This window comes from Alishewanella sp. BS5-314, from assembly GCF_025377695.1.
In the GTDB taxonomy this organism is placed as follows: Bacteria; Pseudomonadota; Gammaproteobacteria; order Enterobacterales; family Alteromonadaceae; genus Alishewanella; species Alishewanella aestuarii.
The window spans coordinates 1,336,825-1,352,813 of record NZ_JACEHJ010000002.1; the positions used below are offsets into that span (position 1 = coordinate 1,336,825).

At 51.8% G+C, this 15,989-nt stretch carries 13 protein-coding genes; 8 read left to right on the top strand and 5 right to left on the bottom strand.

The window, feature by feature from the left end; all coding sequences use genetic code 11:
* Positions 1-95 precede the first annotated feature (95 nt).
* A complete protein-coding gene (gene fadE, locus H1D31_RS10665; RefSeq protein WP_261258433.1) occupies positions 96-2,582 on the top strand; it encodes an acyl-CoA dehydrogenase FadE in 2,487 nt (828 codons plus the stop codon).
* A gap of 198 nt (positions 2,583-2,780) precedes the next feature.
* Here fadE and H1D31_RS10670 read toward each other — a convergent pair whose 3' ends face one another.
* Together H1D31_RS10670 and H1D31_RS10675 are read right to left on the bottom strand one after the other, a co-directional pair.
* Positions 2,781-3,341, bottom strand: a complete 561-nt coding sequence (locus H1D31_RS10670) for a hypothetical protein (protein ID WP_065955209.1) — start codon at positions 3,339-3,341, stop codon at positions 2,781-2,783.
* A 20-nt stretch (positions 3,342-3,361) separates the two neighbouring features.
* On the bottom strand, positions 3,362-6,472 hold the full coding sequence (locus H1D31_RS10675) for an ExeM/NucH family extracellular endonuclease (RefSeq protein ID WP_261258436.1): 3,111 nt from the start codon (positions 6,470-6,472) through the stop codon (positions 3,362-3,364).
* A gap of 242 nt (positions 6,473-6,714) precedes the next feature.
* On the opposite strand from H1D31_RS10675, the gene H1D31_RS10680 reads away from it, so the two are divergent.
* From H1D31_RS10680 to H1D31_RS10690, 3 genes are all read left to right on the top strand, one after another.
* Positions 6,715-6,996 (top strand): pyrimidine/purine nucleoside phosphorylase, encoded by a 282-nt coding sequence (locus H1D31_RS10680; protein ID WP_008607874.1) that lies wholly within the window; start codon positions 6,715-6,717, stop codon positions 6,994-6,996.
* A gap of 20 nt (positions 6,997-7,016) precedes the next feature.
* Positions 7,017-8,822: an ABCB family ABC transporter ATP-binding protein/permease gene (locus tag H1D31_RS10685; RefSeq protein ID WP_261258438.1), complete on the top strand. Its 1,806-nt coding sequence runs from the start codon at positions 7,017-7,019 to the stop codon at positions 8,820-8,822.
* 118 nt (positions 8,823-8,940) lie between these two features.
* Positions 8,941-9,255 (top strand): TraR/DksA family transcriptional regulator, encoded by a 315-nt coding sequence (locus H1D31_RS10690; RefSeq protein WP_008607872.1) that lies wholly within the window; start codon positions 8,941-8,943, stop codon positions 9,253-9,255.
* Positions 9,256-9,351: 96 nt separating this feature from the next.
* Here H1D31_RS10690 and H1D31_RS10695 read toward each other — a convergent pair whose 3' ends face one another.
* Genes H1D31_RS10695 through H1D31_RS10705 form a run of 3 tightly spaced genes read right to left on the bottom strand, consistent with a single transcriptional unit; the run spans position 9,352 to position 14,002 of the window.
* Entirely contained in the window at positions 9,352-12,399 is a 3,048-nt protein-coding gene (locus H1D31_RS10695; protein ID WP_261258441.1) for an efflux RND transporter permease subunit, read from the bottom strand.
* Positions 12,400-12,410: 11 nt separating this feature from the next.
* A complete protein-coding gene (locus H1D31_RS10700; protein WP_261258444.1) occupies positions 12,411-13,463 on the bottom strand; it encodes an efflux RND transporter periplasmic adaptor subunit in 1,053 nt (350 codons plus the stop codon).
* Complete coding sequence (locus H1D31_RS10705; RefSeq protein ID WP_065955205.1) at positions 13,460-14,002, bottom strand: TetR/AcrR family transcriptional regulator; 543 nt, start codon at positions 14,000-14,002, stop codon at positions 13,460-13,462. Before H1D31_RS10705 ends, H1D31_RS10700 begins: the two co-directional genes overlap by 4 nt.
* A 310-nt stretch (positions 14,003-14,312) precedes the next feature.
* Here H1D31_RS10705 and H1D31_RS10710 point away from each other — a divergent pair, with 310 nt between their 5' ends.
* The 4 genes from H1D31_RS10710 to H1D31_RS10725 are packed head-to-tail and all read left to right on the top strand — an operon-like array spanning position 14,313 to position 15,948.
* Complete coding sequence (locus H1D31_RS10710) at positions 14,313-14,729, top strand: YccF domain-containing protein (protein ID WP_261260087.1); 417 nt, start codon at positions 14,313-14,315, stop codon at positions 14,727-14,729.
* A 50-nt stretch (positions 14,730-14,779) separates the two neighbouring features.
* Positions 14,780-15,193: a DUF3429 family protein gene (locus tag H1D31_RS10715; RefSeq protein ID WP_065955204.1), complete on the top strand. Its 414-nt coding sequence runs from the start codon at positions 14,780-14,782 to the stop codon at positions 15,191-15,193.
* Positions 15,180-15,566 (top strand): thiol-disulfide oxidoreductase DCC family protein, encoded by a 387-nt coding sequence (locus H1D31_RS10720; RefSeq protein WP_261258447.1) that lies wholly within the window; start codon positions 15,180-15,182, stop codon positions 15,564-15,566. Before H1D31_RS10715 ends, H1D31_RS10720 begins: the two co-directional genes overlap by 14 nt.
* Positions 15,567-15,606: 40 nt before the next feature.
* Entirely contained in the window at positions 15,607-15,948 is a 342-nt protein-coding gene (locus H1D31_RS10725) for a hypothetical protein (RefSeq protein WP_261258450.1), read from the top strand.
* The last annotated feature ends 41 nt before the right edge of the window (positions 15,949-15,989 follow it).

Below are 15,989 nucleotides of genomic sequence, written 5' to 3' on the forward strand. Positions count from 1 at the left end.
ACCGCCAGCGCATCAACACGAATTGCTTGCAACTTGGCTTAAAGCATTCTAAGCTAAAGCTTTAGTGGTCAGACCTCTTATCACAGGAGTTTACAATGAGTGTGTTTCTGCTTTGTGTTGCCCTGCTGGTGGCGACGGGCGTTCTCGCCTATCACCGCGCCAGCCTGACATTATTTACCGCCGTACTCGGTGCTATCCTATTGCTGGGTACCTTTAGTGGCGTCGCAGGCGTTTTCGCCTGGCTGGTCTTTTTAGCCATTGCCTTACCCCTGAACATTGCGTCCGTGCGTCAACAGCACCTGACCAAACCGCTGTTAAAGCTGTATCGCAAGATTATGCCGGAAATGTCCAGCACCGAAAAAGAAGCCATTGACGCCGGTACCACCTGGTGGGAAGGCGATCTGTTCCGTGGCAATCCGGATTGGCACAAGATGCACAACTACCCGCAGCCGCGTTTAAGCGCTGAAGAGCAGGCCTTTTTAGACGGCCCGGTAGAAGAAGTGCTGGCAATGTTCGACGACTGGCATGCCACTCATGAGCGGGCAGATCTGGCACCAGAAGTGTATCAGTACCTGAAAGACAAAGGCTTCTTTGCCATGATCATCAAGAAAGAATACGGTGGTCTGGAATTTTCTGCCTTTGCCCAGTCTTGCGTGCTGCAAAAACTGACCAGTAAGAGCATGATGTTATCCAGCATCGTCGGCGTGCCAAACTCCTTAGGCCCAGGTGAACTGTTGCAGCATTATGGTACTGATGAGCAAAAAGCTTACTATTTACCGCGTCTGGCCAAGGGTATCGATGTGCCCTGCTTCGCCCTGACCAGTCCGGAAGCCGGCTCTGACGCCGGTGCCATTCCGGATTTTGGTGTGGTATGTAAAGGTCAGTGGAATGGTGAGGAAATCCTCGGCATGCGCCTGACCTGGAATAAGCGCTATATTACGCTGGCACCAATCGCCACCGTACTGGGCCTGGCGTTTAAGCTGCAAGATCCGGACAAACTGCTGGGTGATAAAGAAGATCTGGGCATTACCTGTGCGCTGATCCCTGCTAATACCCCTGGTGTTAAAATTGGCCGCCGTCACTTCCCGCTAAATGTACCGTTCCAGAATGGTCCAACTCAGGGTACTGAGGTATTTGTGCCACTGGATTATATTATCGGTGGTCCGAAGATGGCCGGCCAGGGCTGGCGGATGCTGGTGGAATGTTTATCAGTGGGCCGGGCTATTACGCTGCCATCGAACAGTACAGGTGGTATCAAGGCGGTGGCGTTGGCGACCGGTGCCTATGCCCGTATTCGTCGTCAGTTCAAATTACCTGTTGGTAAGATGGAAGGCGTAGAAGAAGTGATGGCGCGGATTGGCGGTTATGCCTACATGGCCGACGCTTCAACGGCAATGTCAGTAAGTTCGATTGACCTGGGCGAAAAGCCTTCGGTGATCTCTGCTATTACTAAATACCATATGACCGAACGTATGCGTCAGGCCATTATTGATGCGATGGACGTGCATGGTGGTAAGGGGATCTGTATGGGTCCGAACAACTACCTTGCACGCGGTTATCAGGGCGCACCGGTAGCCATTACCGTAGAGGGTGCCAATATCCTGACCCGGAATATGATTATTTACGGTCAGGGCGCGATCCGTTGCCATCCTTTTGTACTTGCTGAACTGCAGGCAGCACAACTGACAGACGAAGGCGCAGCTATCACGGCTTTTGACAAGGCACTGTTTGGCCATATCGGCTTTGCAATCAGTAATTTCTTCCGCACCTTCTGGTTATCGTTGACCGGCGGCGCCTTTAGTCACGCCCCTTACAACGATGATACCGCCCGCTATTATAAGCAAATGAACCGCTTTAGTGCAGCGCTGGCACTGATGTCTGATGTGGCCATGGGCACCCTGGGTGGTGATTTAAAACGTCGTGAACGGATTTCAGCGCGGCTGGGTGATATTCTGAGTATGCTGTATATCACGTCATCTGTGTTAAAGCGTTATCAGGACGAAGGCCGTCAGGTGCAGGATCTACCGCTGGTGCAGTGGGCCTGTGAAGATAACCTGTTCCGCGCTCAGGTCGCCTTAACCGAATTGTTCGATAACTTCCCGAACCGCGTGGTCGGCGTGGTATTAAAGCGTATCGTGTTCCCGTTTGGCCGTACCTTGCGTAAACCGTCAGATAAACTAGATCATCAGGTATCGCGGATTATGATGACACCTTGTGAAGCCCGTAACCGCTTAGGTAAACACCTGTATCTGAAAGTTGAGCCACTTAATCAGTTAGGCCGTGTTGAGCAGGCGCTGCTGGACATTCTGGCTGCCGAGCCATTGTTTGATAAAGTCAGCAAAGCGTCCGGTAAACGGTTACCTTTCTTCCGGCTGCATGAAGTGGCGGAAGAAGGTTTACAGCTGGGCGTGATTAATCAGCAGGAAGCCGCTTTACTGCGTAAAGCGGAAGAAAGCCGCTTATTTGTGATTAACGTTGATGATTTTGAGCCGGAATATCTGGCCGCGGATAAATCGTTAAAGCAGCAAGCCAATGGTGCTGAAGCCCTGAAAGCAGAAGCAAAGAACGCTGAAGCCGCGTAATCGCCATCTCAGCTGCCAAAGCTGAATAAAAAAGGCCGGTCAACAGACCGGCTTTTTTATTTACCACCCTGCCAATTAAGTAAATAGGGCGTGTTGGTGTTTGCTGCTTAGATTTTGTTAAATAAAAAAGGAGCCTGCTATCGCGGCCCCTTATGCTTTGTATCCCGGCAGCTGATCCGCTGCCGGTAGATGTCGCTATTAGGCGCGACGACGCATTAACAGCAGACCAGACAGGATTAACAGTAAGGCCGCTGGTGCTGGCACCTGAGCCGGATTAATGGTTAGTGCTAAACCACTGCCGGTTACATCGATAAATTGATTATCAAAACTCAATACACTCAGCTGAGCAGGGGTAAGGCCTAACCACAGCTCACCAACACTGCTGGCTAACAGGCTAAAGGTAGCAAGTACGAAGCTGTTACCTTGCTTTGATGCCAGCACGCTCTCGTCAGCCCAAATATCGGCATAATTAGACAGAAAGATCGCACCTGCTTCCGCATCGTGATCATCAAAAGGAAAGTCCCCCAGCCCATCATCAAAACCGGTACCAAACTGCCAACCTAACAGGGTTAACAGTGTCTTCGGATACAGCATTTCTGCAGTAAAACCGCCAAGTGTTTCAGAAAAATCAGAAATTTTCAGTGTTACCGTGATGGTTTCACCCAGTTGATACACACTACGCTCGGAATGCAGCTGAACTAAAGCGGCATGACTGAAGCTACTGAAAAATAAAACTATCGTTAAGAGCATTGCTTTCATTATTTTCTTTCCTTATCAAATTATTGTGGTATGGCGCAACGAGGTAAATCACACAACAACATCATACTTCTGACGTCCAGCTGATTGACAACACCGTCACCATTAAAATCATATTCCGCGCCCAGCAAGGCTGGCTGACGCAACAATTGTTGGAACACAGTGATATCCCGACTATCAACAACACCGTTCTGGTCCAGATCACCACGCTTGACCGGCTTTTGTAAATTCAGCTCAATAATCAGCGGATCATGATCCGCAGTGCGGAACGGATCTGCATTATAGAAACTGGCCGGCTTCGGCAAGTTGCTCGCCAGATTGGCTTCGCTATAGTTAAAGTTCACGATTTCATCTGCGTTGATATGCCAGGGCGCTGCGGCGACTACTTGTGATAGCAAGCTGCTGCTGACCATAGCATGATCCAGACTACCGGCCTCACCCATAAAGGTGTAGCTATACTCAGGCTCATCGTTTAGTACGGCAACATTCACAAAACCGGCATTCTCCAGAATGCGCATCGGGTCTTCTTTCGCATAAGCATTAAAGTCGCCCATAATCACATAGTCCGGGTCGGCAATACCGGTCGGATCCGTGGTTAACCAACGGCCCAGCGCCGCTGCTGCGCGGCTACGCCATTGATTCCAGCAGCTTTGACCATCACCGGAATCCGCATCAGCGCCAGTGGCAGAGCTGGAACAAGACTTGGCACGTAAGTGCACGGCGACCGCAGTAAAGGCTGCGCCCTCAGCAGTCACAAAGCTCTGCGCCAGCGCCGGACGCTGTCTGCTGGTATCGAAATCAGCATCTGCCGACTCATCCAGCACCGCGAAAGCGCCTTGCGGTACCACGCTGCCCCGTCGGAAAATAAAGGCCGGTTTAATGGCATCAGTACCAACGCTGCCGGTTGCCACATAGTCCCAGTCGGCACGCAGATCCAACTGGTTCAGACGCTCAACTAATAACTGCAGCGTGCTGTCATCAGCGTCGTTTTCAACCTCAATCAAGGCCACCATATCGGCGTCAATCGCCAGTAAGGCAGAGACGGTTTTTGCCAGTTGCCGCTCCAGTTCAGATACCGTGGTAGCACCACGACAGGCTAACGCATTAGGACCACAGCTGTTACCACTGACGTTCAAGGTAGTAAACAGGTTCTCGACGTTAAAGTTAGCAATCCGCAGATTACCGCGCTCAGTTTGCGGCGCTGCGGTACGTGGATTACTGCTGCTGTCGTAAACCGGCGTTCCGACCGGGCGTAAACGGTAGACGTTAAAGCCATAACCGAGAATACCCTGATAACCCGCTTTTAAGGTATAACCATTGCGGATGGGGTTAGTTGCCGAAACCTCAGTGATACCATCTTCGCCGACAATAAATGGCTGGCGGAAAGTACCGGTACGGCCATTCTCCAACAGCAAACGGTTACGGGCATTAGCGGCCGAAAGTTGCCGTGCTGCCTCACCCGGTAATACTAACTGAGTAGGGGTAAATAAACGGCCATTTGACAGCGTCACTTCGCCAAAACGGACTGCGTTAAAGACATCAGAAACCGTCAGATCGGTGGCGGTTGTCAGTAACATACCTTCTTTAGATTCCAACTCTATAAAATCATTAAATGGCAGTGTGATCGAGGATGCCGATACCGATGATAATTGATTAGTGCCACAGTTCGCCCACTGAGTTAACGCTGTGATCTGCGTTTCTTCAAAATACTCGGCAACAGTGCCTTCTACCCGCAGCAGATCGCCTACTTGCACTTGCAGATCGGTACCTTCAGCATAAACAAAGACACCCTCAGAGGTCAGCGGATTATTGTCGGTACGATAATCCGGCTCCTGCAGATAGAAACCACGCAGACTACCTGGCGCTGTATCCATAAAAGTCGCAGTAACCACAGCCTCTACCTGAACGCGGGCGCCTTGTAACGGGCTCTGGAAGCCCTGTCCCTGCAAGCGGTGAATCGCCAGCGCCGGGTTATAACAGGCAAAGGTTTGCGCCGGTAACGGATTATCAGCAGTCAGGATCAGATTTGATAAGCGCCAGGTGCTGCAATTAGCGACGGCCTCCGTCTGATAGCGATAAGCCAGATGCAGCTGCCCGCTTAAATTGGCGAACTGCTCATAATCACCAAAGCGTTTTGGCACGTTATTCTGGGTAAAGTCTGCACCACTGATCTCGGTCAGTAATAGCCAGTCCGCCGGGTTAATCGTGCCCGAACCGTCATAGGATACCGAGTAATACACCTCCAACGGATTAACGCCGTTAAAACCGCGGGCAATATCGAAATTTAACCGCTCAGCACTTTGCTGCTCCAGATTAAAGGCGGGAGAGACCAACCAGCTATCAGCGATATTACACTGTGGTTGGCCAGACACAAAGCCGCTGATCGTCACGTTACGGAAGCCGCTATCCCAGCTCCAGCTGGTGCTACCCTGGCGGTTAACCACTGTCCAACCTGCTTCAAAGGGGTTAGTGGCAAAATCACGGTTGTATACTGTAATGCGGTCAGCGTCGGCAATCAGGCTGCCGCTAATCAAAATATTGTCAAAGCGATTATTACCGGTAGCGTTAGTCGCGCCTGTCAGGGTAATTTTAAAAAACACCTCAGCCTGGTCGTTCAGCTCGCTAATGTTCGATAAATCGAACTGCCGTAGCGTCATCGCCATAGCGCCGCTGTTAGTATCAGTCGCAATAAGCTGGTAATTTTCACCATCAACTGACCAGGACAAGGCGCGACTGTTAAAGCCCGTTGCAGTAGCTTGCTGCGCCCAACTAATGTTGAGATTTGCCAAACCCGTGCTACTGACCTTTATCAGAATACTTGCACCATTATTACTCAGGTTGTTACCACCCTGGATAGATAGCGAGCCACCTGCCGCATAACCACTCAGGGAGTTGATGGTCGAGCCAGCAAAGGACTGTAAATACTGATAACTGCCATTTGCCACCAGCGATTGATCGAAGTTAAGCAGATATAGCTGTCCCTGCCCTTCATCAGCTGACTGCGGAAATGAGGCCGGATTAAAGGCTCCGCCGCTTGGCAAAGTGTTGTTATTTTGTGCCCAATAGGCGATAGGTTGCTGCGCGAGTGCGCTCTGCATCAGTAACACACTGAGCAGGATTATTATTATTCTCATCTTTTGTTGATTCCAAAGTTAGGCGTTATGCGCTTAGTCAGTACCTACTTACGATACAGACCTGTTCCCGACGGCAAAACGGGAAACTAGACTACTGCAACTAAATGACAATTTCATTAACACTTCATCAGATAACGTAAATTCATGTTAAAACCATTTTTAGACGTCTTTACACCTAAAATACTGGCATTGGATGAATTTTTCCGCTTTACTGCTGTTTTCAACCATAACAGGACATCCAGATGTTTAAAGTAAATCAGTATTTCGACGGTCAGGTCGCGTCTATCGCCTTTCAGGGAGAACAATTACCAGCTACTGTGGGCGTAATGGCAGCGGGAAACTATGAATTTGGTACCAGCCAGCACGAGGTGATGACAGTGATCAGCGGCGAGCTGACGGTAAAATTACCCGGTAGCGACAGCTGGCAAACCTTTTCCCGCGGTCAATCCTTTCAGGTGCCTGCTAATGCAAAGTTTCAGTTGCAAGTCGCCCGCGATACCGCTTACCTTTGCACCTATCAGTAAGCAGTCTGAACGAGTGAATTATGCGGGGCATGCGCAGCGCGGCCAAACAACCTGAACCACAAAAACGTAGCTATGCCATGTCATTAGGCCAGAGTGTGCAAACCCTCTGGCCTTATTTAATGGCATTTAAAGGCCGGGTGTTGCTGGCGTTGCTTTGTCTGATTGCCGCTAAAGCGGCAACCCTGCTGGTGCCTTTTGCACTAAAAGAAATTGTCGATGCGCTGGACTCCGGCCGCCAGGCACTGTTAGTGCTGCCACTGGCGCTGATCCTGCTGTACGGTGGTCTGCGTTTTGCCACGGTATTTTTCGGTGAGCTACGCGATGCCCTGTTCGGCCGGGTCACCGAACATGCGATGCGGCAACTGGGTTTAAAGGTATTTCAGCATTTACATCAATTGGAACTCAGCTTCCATCTGGATCGGCAAACCGGTGGTATTAGCCGCGATATCGAACGTGGTACCAATGGCCTCAGTTTTCTGATGCGCTTTTTAATGTTTAATATAGTACCGACCCTGCTGGAGATCCTGGCGGTGGCGGTCATTTTCAGCCTGTTGTTCTCTCCGCTGTATGCGTTGATTACCGTGGTCGCGGTTGCGCTCTATATCTTCTTTACCGTCTACGTCACGGAGTGGCGCAATAAGTTTATCCGCGAAGCCAATCAGGCCGATAACACCACCAATAGTCGCGCCGTCGACAGCCTGCTGAACTATGAAACGGTTAAATACTTTAATAATGAACAGCATGAAGCCAAAATTTATGACGGCTTTTTAGCCCGCTGGGAGCAGGCGCGTTTAAAGAACCGTCTCAGTTTACTGCTATTAAACTCGGGGCAGGCACTACTTATTGCGCTGGCAGTCACTGCTTTGATGTATCTGGCGGCCCGCGATGTGGTCAACGCGCAGCTGAGTTTAGGTGAGTTGGTGATGTTAAATGCCTATTTAATTCAGTTGTTTTTGCCGCTGAACTTTCTGGGGTTTGTCTATCGCGAGATCCGCAGGGCTCTGACCGATTTGGAAAATATGCTCGGACTGCTTACCCGCAAGCCAGCGATCGTCGATGCGCCAGATGCCCGGCCCTTGCAGCTGCAGGCAGCGGCAATCAGCTTTCAGCAGGTCAGTTTTCGCTATCAGGCAGAGCGGCCGATTCTACAACAACTGAGTTTTCAGGTACCAAGTGGCAGTAAGGTCGCGATCGTTGGTGCCTCTGGTGCCGGTAAAAGTACCATTGCCCGCCTGTTGTACCGTTTTTATGAGCTGGACAGCGGGCAAATTCTGGTCGATGGCCAGGATATCCGACAGCTGACACTGGACTCACTGCGCCGGGCTATTGCGATAGTTCCGCAGGATACGGTGCTGTTTAATAGCAGCATTCGCGAAAACATTGCCTATGCCAACCCAGATGTCAGTGCTGCCGAGATCGAACGCGCCATTGACCTGGCGCACCTGCGGGACTTTATTAACAGCTTACCGCAAGGCGATCAAACGCAGGTTGGTGAACGCGGTTTAAAAGTATCCGGGGGTGAGAAGCAACGTATTGCGATTGCCCGAGCCATCCTGAAAGGCTCGCCGATCCTGATCTTTGATGAGGCCACCTCGTCACTGGACTCACAATCAGAGCAAGCGATCCTCAGTGCGATGCGCGAAGTGGCAAAACAACATACCAGTTTAGTGATTGCGCACCGCTTATCTACGGTAACCGATGCCGACCAAATCCTGGTGTTACAGCATGGTCAGTTGATTGAGCAAGGGAATCATCAACAGCTGCTGGCCGCTAACGGCAGTTACGCCAGAATGTGGCGCCAGCAGGCTGAACAGCAGTCGGAATAGTTAGCCTGACCGACAGCTCGCCGACGGCGATTGCACAATTTTTGTGCGCCAGATCAACTGTAGGCCAACTGCAGTCTGCTACAGTTAAGGCGGGTAGCACAGCAAACAGGAGCCGCAGATGCCATTTCAAGAGCTAAAACGCCGCTTACTTAGCCGTAAATTAGAACTGGAACGTCAGGTCGCTGCAATTGAACGTGATTTTGCCATGGGCCGCAGCGCTGATTTTAGTGAACAGGCCCAGGAACGTGAAAACGAGGAAGTCCTCAATGCGCTGGAACAAAAGGATCGGTTAGAGCTGCAGCAAATTGAACGCGCCCTGGCGCGTATCGAACAGGGTACCTATGATCAATGTGCCCGTTGTGGTGACAATATCAACGTAGAACGCCTGAATATTATCCCCTTTACTGAGCGTTGTATTAAATGCGCTAAATAGCGCTGTCTTAGCGCTACCCTAGCGTTGCAACGCGCTGTTATCACACCGTCCACACACACCAGCCGGCCGCACTATCACGGCCGGCTGTTTTACTGTTCAGCTCTGCTGCTGCGCTTTCACTCTGAATACCAGGGCGTACAATACCGGTACCGCAATCAGCGTCAGGATGGTCGCAAAAGCCAGGCCGGCCATAATGGTCACCGCCATACTATTAAAGAAGGCATCCCACAACAGCGGTAACATCCCCAGAATAGTCGTGAGCGCAGCCAGGATCACTGGCCGGATCCGGCTGGTGCTGGCTTCGATAATGGCTTGCAACTTGTCAGTTTTTTGCGCGCTTTGCAGATCAATTTCGTCAACCAATACAATGGCATTTTTCATCAGCATCCCCGATAAACTGAGGAACCCAAGCAGCGCGGTAAAACCAAAGGGTAAGCCGGACGCCAACAGGCCTGCCGCCACACCACAGATCGACATCGGCACGATCAGCCAAATCACCAGCGGTTGCTTTAGCGAGCCAAACAGCAGAATACTGATCACCAGCATCACAATAAAGCTGAGCGGTAACTGTGCCGCCAACGACTGCTGCGCCTCAGCTGAGCTTTCATACTCACCGCCCCAGCTAAGCTGATAGCCGCTGGGTAATGGCAGAGCCTCAACCTTGGCTTTAATACGCTTTAACGCCTGGTCAGCGGTATAACCCATTGCCGGCTCCGCTTCGACGGTCAAGGTTCTTAAACGGTCACGGCGCTGAATTTTTGCCTCTTCGGTTTGCGTTTGCAGCCCATTAATCACCTGTGTGATCGGAATATAGGTATTGTCGCTGGAGCTCCAGATCATCCGATCATGCAGGCGGTCGATATCAAAGCGCTCCGAGGCCGGCGGCCTGACCACGATCGGGATCTGCTTATCATGTTCACGGAAGACACCGCTACGCACCCCGGTGCTGGCAAACTCCAGCGTTTGCGCCAAATCAGTGCGGTTAATGCCAGCGACCCGGGCCCGTTCCTCGTTAAAATCCGGCACGATCACCAGCTCGCGCTGCCGCCAGTTTTGCCGTAAATCGGTAATACTGGCATCCTGGCGCATCAGCTCGGTAATTTGCTGCCCCAACTGGCGCAAAATACGCTCATCCGGCCCTGATACCCTGGCCTGCAGCTTGGCACCACTGCCCGGTCCGAACATCAGTTGCTGGGTGTAGATTTCAGCCTGTGGTAAGCGCGGCGGCAGTTCAGTGCGTAGCCGCTGCATCAGCGGTGGGATCTGATCGCGGTGTGCGGTACGGATAATCAATTGACCATAGGCTGCATTCGGTTGCTCCGGTGCATAGGTCAGCATAAAGCGACTGGCGCCCGAACCAATAAAGCTACTGACCGATTCCACCTCAGGCTGCGCCATGACAAAGCGTTCAATCTCTGCCAGATCGCGTGACGTCGCCCGGATATCCGAACCTTGCGGCAAAAAGTAGTTCAGATAAAAGATGGGGGTGTTGGAGGCCGGGAAGAATACCTGCTTAACCTGACCAAAGCCAATCACACTAACCAGGGTTAACAGCGCCAGACCACCCAGGGTTAGCGCCCGCTGGCGCAGTGCCAGGCGCAATAAGCCGGCATAACGCTGGTAGAACTGACCGGCATAAGGGTCCTGACTGGCACTGTCAGCGCTGACTTTAAACAGGTAATGCGCCAGTAACGGCGTGACACTGATGGCCAGCACCCAGCTGAGCAGCAGCGAAATAGCAATCACCGCGAATAACGAGAATAAGAATTCACCGGTGCTGTCCGGCGACAGGCCGATGCCGGCAAAGGCCATAATACCAATCACCGTCGCTCCCAACAGCGGGATCTGGGTCCGACTGGCTGCTTCGCCGGCAGCCTGGCGTGAACTCTGGCCGCGCTGCATATTAATCAGCATGGTTTCGGCGACAACAATCGCATTGTCAACCAGCATCCCCATCGCAATGATCAGGGCACCAAGCGAAATCCGCTCCATCTCGATATGGGCTAGCTTCATAAAAAATACCGTGCCCAATACCGTCAGCAACAGGGTACCGCCAACGACCAAGCCAACACGCCAACCCATGGTCAGACATAGCACCGCTATTACGATCACTACGGACAGCACCAGATTGACGATAAAGTCGTTAATGGCGTTATCGACGACCAGATGTTGCTGATAAATCGGATGTAGGGTAACCCCTAATGGGATCCGCTCTGCAAGACTGGCCAGATGCCGGTCGACCGCTTTGCCGACATCGACAATATTGGCGTCCGTCAGACCGGAAATAGCCAGCGTAAATGCCGGCTGGCCATTGAAGCGGATCAACTGTGTCGGCACCTCCACCTCGCCACGACTTACCGTAGCGACGTCAAAGATACTCAGTTGTTCAGTAGAACCAGGTTTGCCGATACGCAGATTCTCAATGGCACTGATGGAATCTAAGCCCGGCTTGCTGATCAGCCGTACCCTTTTATCGCCGACCTGCACCGAACCTGCGGCCGCTACGGCATTCTCGGTTTGCAAGGTATTGACCACCAGCTGTAGCGGCAAGCCGATGCCCAGTAGGCGTTCCTGCGAAATTTCAACGCTGATTTGCTCTTCCGGCTCACCGGCCGTTTGCACCTTGGCGACGCCGTTAACTGTTAACATTTCACGGCGTAAAAAGGTGGCCAGCTCACGGATTTCGCGATCCGAAAAGCCATCGGCGGTTACCGCATAAAAGATACCGAATACATCGCCAAAGTCGTCATTGACGATCGGTTTCATCACCCCAGCGGGTAAGCGCATACTGGCGTCATTTACTTTGCGTCTGAGCTCATCCCAAATTTGCGGCATCTGACTGCCATCGTATTTATCCTGAATTTGTACCCGGATCTCCGATTTACCAGGCATCGACTTGGAGGTAATACGTTTTAACTGCGATAACTGCTGAATGCCGGACTCCAGCAGCTCTGTCACTTCTTCCTCCACCTCTACCGCCGTCGCTCCGGGGTAGTAGGTCATTATCACCGCTTCTTTCAGCGTAAAGGCCGGATCTTCCAACCTGCCAATACTGACCAGCGCCCATAAGCCGCCTAAAAAACACAGCATAATCAATAACCAGGTATTGATTTGCTTTTCTATTGCATAACTGGCAATCCGCATCAGACCGCTCCTTAATAGGCTACAAAGGGCTGAACTTGCTGCTCAGGTTGCAGCTGATAGATCCCGGCTGACACCAGCTGCTCGCCTCGGCTTAAACCACTGATAATCTCCACCTGCTGCTCACGAATACTACCCACCTGCACCGGTACCCGCTGCACGCTTTGCGTCTGGGCCTGATAGCGCCAGACATAGAATTGGTCCGGTGTGGCGGTATCCAGCGCCGATACCGGGATCAGTACCGCACTGTTCGCCGCCACTTTTTCCGTGACGACGTTGACAGTCATACCTGGCAGTAAATTCACATCCGGCAAACGTGGCATGGCAAAGGACACCTGATAGGTCTGGGTCAGCGGATCAACCTCGGTTGCATGCTCACGGTAGGCCAGTGGATAGCGCTCAGTGGCAGACTCTGACAAGCGCACCGAAACCAGATAATCACTGGTATCCCGCACCTGGCGCATAATCTGCTCCGGCACATTGATATGTACCCGCAGCTCGGTAATATTTTGCACTCTTAATAACGGCGTGCCGGCGGCTACGGTAGCAAAGCGCTCGACAATACGCCGGGTCACCAGCGCATCGAAGGGTGCTTTCAGTTGGGTATAGTCCAGATTACGCCGGGCATTTTCCAGCGCGACCCGGGCAATCTCAAAATTGGTTTGTAACTGATCAAAAGCAGACGGTGTTAAAATCCCCTGCTCACGCAACGGCTTGCCCCGCTCTAAATCACGGCTGGCCTGCGCCAACTGCACTTCGGCTTGTTCCACTGCTAACCGGTAATCTGCTGGGTCCAGCGCGGCCAGCAATTCCCCTGCCGGAACCACCTGACCTTGCTGCACGGGTAGCTCTGTTACTCTGCCGCCAACCTGAAACGCCAGATCCACTGTACTTACGGCATCAATACGCCCGACAAAATGCCGGCTACTGGCCTGATCTTCGCCATTAACGGTATAAAGTTTCACCGTTGGCACCGCCACTGTTGCCTGCTGTGGTGCGTCCGAGCAGGCACTTAGCCCGACGACTAAACTGGCAATCCACCATGATGATTTCAGTGTCAATTTCATGCTTGCAGCTCCCGTGCCTGTTGCACTAATAATTGTTCCAAATCGATTCGCTCCTGCTCAGTGAAGGGCGAAATATGCAATAAATCATGAAAAACCAGGGCTTCGCTGGCTAAAAACAATAACAAGGCCTGAGGTGATTGCTGATGCTCGGCCAGCACCTGCTGCAACATCGCAATATTGTGTTGCTGTACCGGTTTAAGTAAGGCTGGTTGCTCAGCCGCAGCGGCCAAAATGGCCATAGCAGTATTGCCGGCAATTTGCCGGGTAAAGGAAGCTCGGGTTTGCAGCAACGCAGCCAGCGTCGATTGCTCCAGTTGCGTCTGTTGCTCGCGCCGGCAATCGGCCTCATCCAGTAAATGCTGCACCATGGCGCTAATCAGTGCCTCCTTGCTTGGAAAGTGATAAATCAAGCCCCCCTTACTGACGCCTGCCGCTTTGGCAACAGCGTCCAGAGTAACTTTGCCGGCGCCCTTATCTGCTGCAACGCTAAGCGCGGCCTGGATAATCTGGCTGACGGTGATCTGGGCCTTTTTGCTCAATATGCTACTCCTGTGTTCCGCCGGGCTGAGATTACGGCCTGGCAGGCCACCCAAAAAAAACCGACTGGTTGGTACAGTAAATTATTATAGAATAACTGGCTTAAACTGCAATAAGCCGGCTGAAAAATGACTATATTTTAGTTATTCTCGCTATAGGCTTGGGAAAGCAAAAAATTAAAACCAATAAAAACAACGCATTAATACCTGGCATACTATTGGCAAGTATAGCAGGGAATTAAATCACTGCTGGCAGATAGCGGCTGTCAGCGTGCGGGTTTAGCCTTATACACAGAAAAAGAAGGATAGGATGATGGGCGTACTACGGTTAGTTTTTAATATCTTCTGGTTTATTCTAGGCGGCTTTGTGATGGGGCTGGCTTGGTGGCTGATTGGGCTGATTTGTTTTATCAGTATTATCGGTATTCCATTTGGCCGCGCCTGCTTTGTGATGGGTGAACTGGCATTCTGGCCCTTTGGTCAGGACACCATCAACCGCCGCTATCTGAATAAGGCGGACGACATCGGCACTGGTGCCCTTGGTACTATGGGGAATATTATCTGGTTTGTGCTGTTTGGTATCTGGCTGGCCATTGGCCATTTGTTCCATGCTATTGTCTGCTTTATCACAATCATTGGTATCCCCTTTGGTCTGCAGCATCTGAAACTGGCCTGCCTGGCAGTAGCCCCCATTGGCAAAACGGTGATTAATAAGCAGCGTCTGGTCTGATCCCGGAACCTGGCCCGGGCGTAAAAGCGGCATCTGAGTATCACTGTTGTATGCCGATGATTGCGCCTCTGGGTTATGCGGGTTTAATTCCCTTTGTCTTGTTACCATTTTGCAGCCTGCTCTGGCCTTTGCTTGCTCCCGCACAGGCCATGCTGTTGTTTCAGTTCTACAGCTGCCTGATCTTAGGTTTTATGGCTGGCGTGCTATGGCCGGTATTATATCAGGCGCCAGAGCCGTCAAGCCGGGCCCTGTGGGTAGTCAGCTTTCCGGTACTGGCAATCCTGGCGTTAGCACTGCTACCCGCATATAGCCTGCTGGCGCTCGCCCTGCTATTCGCAGCCTTAAGGTGTTATGAGGTTATCAGCGGTATTAATCAGCGCTATGCTTTGCCTTACCGTAGCCTGCGCAATCAGCTCACCTTTGTCGTAATACTGTGTCATCTGGGGTTTTATGTCGCCTACTAAGGTCAGCGCCACTGTAGATAAAAAAGTGGATAAAAAGCTGTTTTTCGATGGCAGCTGCAAATTGTGCCGGCATGAAATGAGCTGGCTGGGCCCGAAACTCAGCGGCAAAATTGAGCTGGTTGATATCAGTGCGCCCGACTTTACCGGCTTTGCCGGGGTTAAGCGCAGCGCCATGCTGGCTGAAATCCATTTGTGGGATGGCGAGCGCTTTATTACTGCCCTGCCCGCTACACTTTATTACTGGCGTTTAGCGGGTCTGCGCTTTTTACCCTGGCTTTTGAGTTTACCGCTTATTACTTCGCTGGCAAACCGGGCGTATTACTTCTGGGCGGCCCGTCGCAAAGGCTGTAGCGATGGCCAATGCGACCTTTAACCGACCAAATCTAAACAGCCCGAGCCCTGAGAGCAAATAAATGCATCGTCCCCGTCGTGCGCCCAGCCGGGTGCAAATTCATACTGATGCCCAGCTATTGGCGCTGCACCAGCTAATTGCCGATAAGCTACTGGCTCAGCCTGAGCTGGCTGCGCCATTACTGGAAAAACTGGAGCTGCGCTATCAGACCGGTTTAATTAAGCATTGGGGCTATATCCGCTGGTACAGTATGCTAAGCCAGCTTGATCAGCCGGAGCTGTTTCGTCGTGCCTTGCTGGAAGACAGTGAGAGTATGCGCCGGCTACGCCGCAAAACGCTGCTAACCGGTATTCTGACCGAAACCGAACGGCAACAGGTGTTAAGCCAGGAATTTTCTGGCTAAGATAAGCTAATTACTACAACAACTACACCAAGGAACTGCTT